The organism is Emticicia sp. (assembly GCF_049241225.1).
Taxonomy (GTDB): domain Bacteria; phylum Bacteroidota; class Bacteroidia; order Cytophagales; family Spirosomataceae; genus Emticicia.
Map to the genome: position 1 here is coordinate 1 of NZ_JBMLRC010000320.1, position 3,811 is coordinate 3,811.

The window sequence follows — 3,811 nt, forward strand, 5'->3', positions numbered from 1 at the left end:
AATTTGTTCCATTTCAGGTTTAGTTTTATTTGTTTATGAAGCGAAATTAGACTTTTTCGATGTTTCTGCCAAATTCAATCATGATAAACGGAAAATTTCAAGCAAATCACTCGTCTGATTTGTTGATGAATATCAGTAAATAAGTCATTTTTTTGAACAACTTTGAACAAAAATTTTGCATATAAATAAACTTTTTCTGCCATGATTTTCTGATTATCTGTTTTCTTGTAGAATTATTCCTATTACATGACCAAAATCACAAAATAGTATTATAATTTAACTGAATTTTAGTTGATGAAACTTAATAAAGTATCTACTTTTGTTATATACAATCTATTTATTTTGACTTTTAATGAAACTCTCTAAAGAATTACTGACCGACAGTTCGACACTCCAACTACCTGAAAAAGTACTTCAATTTGGTACGGGGGTTTTGCTTCGTGGACTATGCGACTATTTTATTGACAAAGCCAATAAACAAGGAATTTTTAATGGACGAATCGTGGTTGTGAAATCAACCGATTCGGGTGGTGCGGATGCTTTTGCTGAACAAGACAATCTTTACACTATTTGCGTAAGAGGGCTTGAAAAGGGTGTACCTACCGAAGAAAACATTATCAGTTCGGCCATTAGTCGAGTGCTTTCGGCACAATCTGAGTGGAACGAAATCCTCGAAACTGCCCAAGACCCTAACATTTCAGTCGTTATCTCAAACACCACCGAAGTTGGTTTACAGTACGTCGAAGAGAGTATTCGTCAATCTCCGCCTGCTTCATTTCCTGCGAAACTGACAGCGTGGTTGTATGAGCGTTTTCAAAATAAACAAGCTGGTGTTGTAATTATCCCGACTGAGCTAATCGTAGGAAATGGTGATATTTTGAAAGACTTAATTTTGAAAGTTGCCAATTTTAATGAATTACCAGCGAATTTTATTGAATGGCTCAATACCGAAAACTCATTCTGTAATTCATTGGTAGATAGAATCGTACCAGGCAAGCCTAAAGGCGAAGCATTGGCCGAACTTCAAGATAAACTTGGCTATGAAGACCAACTTCTACTAGTAGCCGAAACATACAGACTTTGGGCCATACAAGGCAATGAAAAAGTAAAAGATGTTTTATCATTTGCACAGGCTGACGAAGGCGTAAAAGTAGCAACAAACATTGAGCAATTCCGTGAACTAAAGTTACGCATGCTCAATGGCACACATACGCTCATGTGCGGTATGGCTTTTCTTTCGGGTTTCCAAACGGTGAAAGAAGCCTTGGCCGATGATATGACTGAGAAGTTTATCACAAATTTGATGATGTCGGAAATTGCTCCTGCAATTCCGTATAAAATAGATGCCAAAGTAGCTCAACGCTATGGCCGTGATGTATTGGATAGATTCAGAAACCCGTACCTCGACCACCAATGGATTAGCATTACGCTGCAATACACCATGAAAATGCAGATGCGTAATATTCCATTATTGTTGAATTACTACAAAGAATTCAGTACAGTTCCACAATACTTTACTCGTGGTTTTGCAGCTTATATCTTATTTATGAAGGCGGTAAAAGAAGAAAACGGTAAGTATTTCGGAGAAAAAGAAGGAGTCCTTTACCCAATCCAATGCGATTCGGCAAAGTATTTTTATGAAATATGGCAAAACCATAAACCAAACGAAGTAGTAGAGGCAGTGCTTGGCAACGAACAACTTTGGGGAAGCGACCTCCGCAAACTCAAAGGTTTTGAAGAAAACGTAACTACGCACTTGTCAAATATGATGGCAATTGGTGTACGTGAAGTGGCTGCGGCTTTGAATGTATATGCTTAGTCGACGGACCACAGTCAATAGTCAAAAGTAGTAAAACAAAACGCTCCGAGAGATATTCTTTCGGAGCGTTTTGTTTACTGTCGTCTGTGGACTTCTGCAAAATTATTACTTCAATCCTTTAATAATAGTTAGAGCATTTCCCACAATTTCGGTAACTTTTGCCCAATCTTTTGCGGCTAAAACATCTTTCGGCACTAATTGTGAGCCAATTCCTACGGCAGTAGTACCAGCACCAAACCACAGCTTTAGACTTTCTTCGGTTGGCGAAACACCACCCGTAACCATAATCTGAGCATCGGGCATCGGGCCACCTTTCAGGGCTTTCACAAAACCTGCACCCAAAACATCGCCTGGGAAAATCTTGATGAATTCAGCCCCCGCCACACGAGCATTATAAATTTCGGTAACTGTCATCACGCCCGGCATCCACGGAATGCCTGCCGCCTGACAAACCTTTCCAACTTCGGGGTTCATCACTGGAGCTACAATAAAATTAGTACCAGCATCAATAAACTTTTGTGCCGTGGCAGCATCGTAAATCGTACCGATTCCCAAAATCATTTCGGGCATTTCGGTTTCAGCGATTTTTACGAGTTCAACAAAATTATTGTACGAATTTTCGGTGCGGTTCGTAAATTCAAAAACTCTCACGCCCGCTGCATAGCACGCACGCAACACACCCAAACACAATTCTAAATCATTGTGCGTAAAAAGCGGCACTAAACCCGTTGCCGAAACCTGTGCCAAGGTTGTATTTTTATCAAATCTTGCCATTATCTTTAAATTTACGATGTACGATTTATGATTTACGATTCGTATATCACAATTTTATGGTTTAAACCAACAAATCGTCATTCGTAAATCCAAAATCGTCAATCAAGTTTATCTTCTCAATCTCCCAGATTTATCTCCGCTCATGACGGCTTCAACTTCTGGGACTGTCACTAAATTTTGGTCACCTTCAATGGTATGTTTCAGAGCGGCGGCTGCTGTTCCAAACTGCAATGATTTCAAATCATCTTTCAATATAACTTGCCCATAAATAAAACCACCCAAAAATGCATCGCCAGTACCAATTCTATCAACAATGTGAGTAATATCTTGATAACCAGTCTCTAACAATTCCTCGCCATTCCACATTTTTGCGGCATATTGGTTATGTGAAGCACTTACTTGAATACGGTCAGAATCAATTACTTTCTTTATGGTCGGATAAGCCTCCATCAACATTTTACAAGCCTCCACAAACTTACCCTTCTCGACAGTTACTTGAAGCCCAAAAATCTCTTCGATGTTTTTGCGACTTGCCAAAATAATATCTGAATAAGAAGCCAATTCGGGCAAAATTTCTTGTGGAGTTTTACCATATTTCCACAAATTACTGCGGTAATAAATATCCGATGAAACAGTTATTCCCAATTTTTTAGCAGTTTTCACGGCATCTAGGCACGCCTTTGCGGCTCCTTCCGAAATTGCGGGCGTAATACCACACCAGTGAAACCAATCTGCACCTTCCAAGATTTTCTCCCAATCGAAATGCTCAGGATTGATATTAGCAAATGCCGAATCGGCACGGTCATAGACAATCTGGCTGGCACGCATCACCGCACCCGTTTCTAAGAAAAACACCCCTACTCTATCACCTTCCAGAACTACGTGAGAATCATCAACTCCCAAAAATCTTAGAAATGCCTTGGCTTTTTGGCCCATCAAATTATTAGGGAAAGCGGTTACGTGAGCAGCTTCAAAACCAAACTTCACGAGCGATGCCCCAACGTTCATTTCTGTACCACCAAAAGTAGCATTAAACGAGGTTGCTTGTTCTATTTTCTGAAAATTGGGTGTCGAAAGGCGAAGTAGCACTTCACCAAAAGTTACTATTTTTGGCATAAAATTTTAATGAGTGAATGAGCGAATGAATGAATTTTGAATGTTCTCAAAAAACACTCTTCTATCTTTATGTAACTTTACTATTCAATATTTTTAGCTAAA

Annotated in this window: 3 protein-coding genes; 1 reads left to right on the forward strand and 2 read right to left on the reverse strand. The window is 39.3% G+C overall.

Annotated features, from left to right (window positions below; genetic code table 11):
* The first annotated feature begins 352 nt into the window (after positions 1–352).
* Entirely contained in the window at positions 353–1,819 is a 1,467-nt protein-coding gene (locus ACOVO2_RS16985; protein WP_421771127.1) for a tagaturonate reductase, read from the forward strand.
* Positions 1,820–1,924: 105 nt separating this feature from the next.
* Here the strand turns inward: ACOVO2_RS16985 and ACOVO2_RS16990 are convergent, their stop codons facing one another.
* Both ACOVO2_RS16990 and ACOVO2_RS16995 read right to left on the reverse strand, forming a co-directional pair.
* On the reverse strand, positions 1,925–2,593 hold the full coding sequence (locus tag ACOVO2_RS16990) for a bifunctional 4-hydroxy-2-oxoglutarate aldolase/2-dehydro-3-deoxy-phosphogluconate aldolase (RefSeq protein ID WP_421771128.1): 669 nt from the start codon (positions 2,591–2,593) through the stop codon (positions 1,925–1,927).
* A gap of 108 nt (positions 2,594–2,701) precedes the next feature.
* Positions 2,702–3,709: a PfkB family carbohydrate kinase gene (locus ACOVO2_RS16995; RefSeq protein ID WP_421771129.1), complete on the reverse strand. Its 1,008-nt coding sequence runs from the start codon at positions 3,707–3,709 to the stop codon at positions 2,702–2,704.
* Positions 3,710–3,811: the final 102 nt, after the last annotated feature.